Annotated in this window: 4 protein-coding genes; 2 read left to right on the top strand and 2 right to left on the bottom strand. The window is 68.3% G+C overall.

Going from position 1 to position 4572, the window contains the following annotated elements; translation table 11 throughout:
* Positions 1-777: FAD-dependent oxidoreductase (locus AX681_RS15885; RefSeq protein WP_156456116.1), on the bottom strand; the 777-nt coding region annotated here is incomplete at its 3' end.
* Between the two features lie 40 nt (positions 778-817).
* A complete protein-coding gene (locus AX681_RS15880) occupies positions 818-1522 on the bottom strand; it encodes a carbonic anhydrase (RefSeq protein WP_082737842.1) in 705 nt (234 codons plus the stop codon).
* 130 nt (positions 1523-1652) lie between these two features.
* Between AX681_RS15880 and AX681_RS15875 the strand changes: the two genes are divergently transcribed.
* Together AX681_RS15875 and AX681_RS15870 are read left to right on the top strand one after the other, a co-directional pair.
* On the top strand, positions 1653-4001 hold the full coding sequence (locus tag AX681_RS15875; RefSeq protein WP_066657268.1) for a ribonuclease R family protein: 2349 nt from the start codon (positions 1653-1655) through the stop codon (positions 3999-4001).
* Positions 4002-4130: 129 nt separating this feature from the next.
* The gene (locus AX681_RS15870; protein WP_066682476.1) at positions 4131-4445 is read left to right on the top strand and encodes a hypothetical protein; all 315 of its coding nucleotides are present in this window, start codon (positions 4131-4133) and stop codon (positions 4443-4445) included.
* Positions 4446-4572 lie beyond the last annotated feature (127 nt).

The following is a 4572-nucleotide window of genomic DNA, read 5'->3' as shown; positions in this document are numbered from 1 at the left end:
CGTCTCCCCCCGCCATGGCGCGGCAAAGACGACGCGGCGGTCGGGCTGTTGCAGGATATAGGCATGGTCGCCCTCCCACAGCGCGGGGACGGTGATATGGCTGCCCTTGATCAGCCGCAGGCCGCTGGTCGTCGCGACGCCGAGCGTGTCGAGCAGGTCGCGGACCCATGGCCCGGCGGCGTTGACGATCGCGCGGGCATCGATCGTGCGGCCGTCGGACAGCGTCACCGACCAGCGCTCCGCGTCCCGCTGCGCTCCCGTCACCGCGACGCCGGTAATAATCTCCGCCCCGTTGGCCGCAGCATCCTGCGCATTGGCGCGGACCAAAGCTGCATCATCGACCTGCGCGTCCCAATAGAGGAAGCCGCTGGTCCCTGCCGTCAGCGGCGCGAGGCGCGGATCGTCGCGGCGCAGACCGCGCGAGCGCGGAAGCGAGGAGCCAAGGCCGAGCAGATCGTAGAGATACAGCCCGGCGCGCACCATCCAGCGCGGACGGACGGCATGGGCGTGCGGCAGGACGAACGCCATCGGGCGGATCAGCTGGGGCGCGGTCGCCAGCATCCGCTCGCGCTCGACCAGCGCCTCACGCACCAGGCGGAACTCATAGGTTTCGAGGTAACGCAGCCCGCCATGGATCAGCTTGCTCGACGCCGATGAGGTGTGCGCGGCGAGGCTGTCGCGCTCGACCAGCACGACCTTGAGCCCCAGCAACGCGGCCTCGCGCGCGATGGCGCAGCCATTGATGCCGCCGCCGATGATGAGCAGATCACAGGACACCGCCGCACCCTATGCGGCGACGCGCCGGAAAGCGACCCGCCTATTCGACGTCGAAAAACTCCACGATGCCCGACGCAAGGTGATATTCCGCCCCGACGATCTTGAGCTTGCCCGCGCGGCGCGGTGCGGCGAGCAGGCGCTGGCTGGGGGCGCGCAGGTCATGGACGACCTGGTGCACATTCTCCCGGATCGTGTTCTCGACCAAGTCGCCCGCGATCTTGTGCGCCGTGTGCACCGCCGGGACGATCGGTTCGACCATCGGACCCAGGCTGCCCGGCAGCTTCGCGTCCTTGTCCACCACCTCGATCGCCGCCTTGACCGCGCCGCACGCCGAATGGCCGAGCACGACGATCAGCGGGACGCCGAGGTGCAGCACCGAATATTCGATGCTGCCCATCGCCTGCGCATTGGCGGCGGTGCTGCCAGCGTTGCGCACCACGAACAGCTGGCCCACGCCCGTTTCGAAAATCTGCTCCGGCGCGGCGCGGCTGTCCGAACAGCAGACGATCGTCGCGAACGGGTGCTGCCCGGCCAGAAAGGCGCGGCGCTGGCCATCATTCAGGCCATAGTTGAACGCGCGGCCCATGGTGAAGGCCTGATTGCCCTTCTTCAGCGTCGCGAGCGCCGCGTCGGGCGTGATCGCCGACGCGCCATGCCCGCCTTCGGACGCGATCAGCGGGCGGGTGGCAAGCGCAGCACCGCCGGCGGCGATGGCAGCGAAGAGATGGCGGCGATTGAAGCGCATCGGCGGGGCTCCCGGAGCGAAAAGGGACTGGTCCGATCATAGGAGCGCCACGCCTGTGCAGGTCGCCGCGGCCGGGTATTTTCTGCGGCGCATTTGGTTTTGGCGCTCCGCGGTCCTATGTTGGCGGCCAATGGCAAAACAGAAAAACGCAAAGTCGAAGCCCGTCCCGGGCCTGCCGACCCGCCAACAGATCATCGATTTCATCACCGCGTCGGATCAGCCCGCAGGAAAGCGTGAAATTGCGCGCGCCTTCGGCCTGTCCGCGCAGGAAAAGATCGCGCTCAAGGCGCTGCTCAAGGACATGAGCGACGAGGGGCTGATCGACGTCGCCCCCGGCCGCGCCTTCCACAAGATGGGCGGCGTGCCCAAGGTAACGGTGCTGCGCATCGTCGAGGCGGATGGCGACACCGTCTGGGCCGTGCCCGAGCGCTGGGAGGCCGAGGGTATTCCGGTCCCCCGCCTGCGCGTGCGCGAAAAGCGCGGGCCGGGCGGCGCGCTGGGCGCCGGCGACCGCATCCTCGCGCGCACCGAGGAGGCCGGGAAGGGCCTGATCGCCCACCCGATGAAGAAGCTCGCCAAGAGCGACGCGGCGGTGCTGGGCGTGGTCCATGAAGAGGGCGGGCGGCTGTATTTGCAGGGGTTGGACAAGAAGGAGCGCACCAGCCCCGTCATCTCCGACCGCAACGGCGCGGAGCCGGGCGACCTGGTGATGGCGGAAGTGACCGGCAAGGGCCCGCGGCTGTTCGCCAAGGTCACCGAAATCCTGGGCGATCCGTTCGCGCCGCGCAGCTTCTCGCTGATCGCGATCCACAAGCATGAGATTCCGCACATCTTCTCCGAAGAGCTGCTCGCCGAGGCGGAGCGGGTGGCGAAGCAGCCGCTGGGCGAGGGGCGCGAGGATTTGCGCGACCTGCCAATCGTCGCGATCGACCCCGCCGATGCGCGCGACCATGACGATGCGGTGTGGGCGACGCCCGACGACGACCCCGCGAACAAGGGCGGGTGGAAAGCGATCGTCGCGATTGCCGATGTCAGCTTCTATGTCCGCCCCGGATCGCTGCTCGACCGTGAGGCGCGCAAGCGCGGCAACAGCGTCTATTTCCCCGACCGCGTCGTGCCGATGCTGCCCGAGGTGCTGTCGGCGGATGTGTGTTCGCTGAAGGAAGGCGTCGAGCGCGCGGCGCTGGCGTGCCATATGCGCATCGGCGCGGATGGCGAGATCAGGGACTGGCGGTTCAGCCGCGCGGTGGTGAAGCTGGCGGCGAATATTGCGTATGAGGATGCGCAGGCGGCGATCGATGCGCATGCCTCCCCTCCCGCAGAGCGGGAGGGGCCGGGGGAGGGCCTGTTACCTTCACCGGAACCGGATTTGGACACGCCCTCCCCTAACCCCTCCAGCAAGCGGGAGGGGGACTTGTTGCCGATCCTGCTCCCCCTGTGGGACTGCTGGGCCGCGCTCAACAAGGCGCGGGCGAAGCGCGAGCCGCTCGACCTCGACCTGCCCGAACGGCGCATCGTGCTCGACGAGAAGGGCCGCATCCTTTCGGTCGCGCCGCGCGAACGGCTCGACGCGCACAAGCTGATCGAGGATTACATGATCGCCGCCAACGTCGCGGCGGCCAAGGCACTGGAGAAGAAGAAGGCGCCGGTCATGTACCGCATCCATGAGCCGCCGAGCCGTGAGAAGCTGGTCGCGCTCAAGGAGTATCTGAAGACACTGGATGTCGAATTCGCGCTGGGGCAGGTGATCCGGCCCAAGACGTTCAACCATGTCATCGCGCGCACCAAGGAGGCGGATTTCCACGCCGAGGTGATGACGCAGGTGCTGCGCACGCAGACCCAGGCCTATTATGGCCCGCAAAATGCCGGGCATTTCGGGCTGGCGTTGGGCAGCTATGCGCACTTCACCTCGCCGATCCGGCGTTATGCCGACCTGGTCGTCCATCGCGCGCTGACCGAGGCGTTCAAGCAGGGGCCGGGCGGCGAGCTGCCGGCGGACAAGGACATGGAGCGGACCGGCGAGCTGATCAGCAAGCTCGAGCGCCGCGCGATGGAGGCGGAGCGCGATACGATCGACCGCTATGTCGCCGCCTATCTCGCGAGCCATGTCGGCGAGGTGCTCGATGCGCGGATCACCGGGGTGCAGAGCTTCGGCTTCTTCGCGACGGTCGATGGCATCGGCGGCGACGGGCTCGTCCCCGCGCGCGATCTGGGGCGCGAATATTTCCGCTATGACGAGGCCGGGCAAAGGCTGGTCGGTGAAGAGACCGGCGCGGAATTCGCACTGGGCCAGCGGCTGCAATTGAAGCTGGTCGAGGCCAACCCGGTCTCGGGCGCGCTGCGCTTCGAGCTGCCCGACGGCAAGGGCAGCGGGTCCGGGCCGCGTCCGGACGGCGAGCGGCGCAAGAGCGGCCCGCCACGCCCGCTCAAGCGGCGCGGGCGTCCGGCGAACATCAAGCATCAGGGGCGCAAGCGCTAACCCCTCTTTCGTCACCCCGGACTTGTTCCGGGGTCCACTGTGCGGCAAGCGCAGCTTGATTTGGGCGTGCGTCGGGCGTGCGTCTGGGTGGACCCCGGCACAAGGCCGGGGTGACGAGGGGGGGTTGGCATGGCCGTCGTTGAATCGGTCCCGATTACCAAATTCGCGCGCGCGCGGCGCAAGATCGTCGACCATTTCTGCGCGAGCCACGCGATCACGCCGCTCAGCACGATCCTCTACACCCCGCCTGCCGAGCTCAAGCCGGTGTTCGACAAGCTGATCGCGCAACGCGTGATCCGGCGCGAGGGGCAGGGTTATTACTGGCTCGACCTGCGCGCGCACGATGCGGTGATCGCGCACTACCGCCGCAAACGCGCGCCGGTGCTGATCGCGGTGTCGGTGGCGTTGGCGCTGGTGCTGATGACGTTCTTCTACGTCGGTTAGGCGTTCGGCGCGGGGCTCTGCACTCCCCTCCCGGAACGGGAGGGGTCGGGGGAGGGGCGCGCGTCTGCGCGCTCCAAAGACTCAACATGCCGCGCGGGCAACAGCGGCGGTCGAGGCATCGAGCCTC

Origin of the sequence: Sphingomonas sp. CCH9-E2 (genome assembly GCF_001557215.1) — a bacterium.
Taxonomy (GTDB): Bacteria; Pseudomonadota; Alphaproteobacteria; order Sphingomonadales; family Sphingomonadaceae; genus Sphingomonas.
The sequence above is the reverse complement of the archived record's forward strand: the minus strand, read 5'-3'. Positions and strand labels throughout refer to the sequence as shown.

Bases quoted from the DNA above. Each gene is read 5' to 3' on its own strand.
- AX681_RS15880 (WP_082737842.1), bottom strand. From the start codon at position 1,522: ATGCGCTTCAATCGCCGCCATCTCTTCGCTGCCATCGCCGCCGGCGGT.
- AX681_RS15870 (WP_066682476.1), top strand. From the start codon at position 4,131: ATGGCCGTCGTTGAATCGGTCCCGATTACCAAATTCGCGCGCGCGCGG.
- AX681_RS15875 (WP_066657268.1), top strand. From the start codon at position 1,653: ATGGCAAAACAGAAAAACGCAAAGTCGAAGCCCGTCCCGGGCCTGCCG.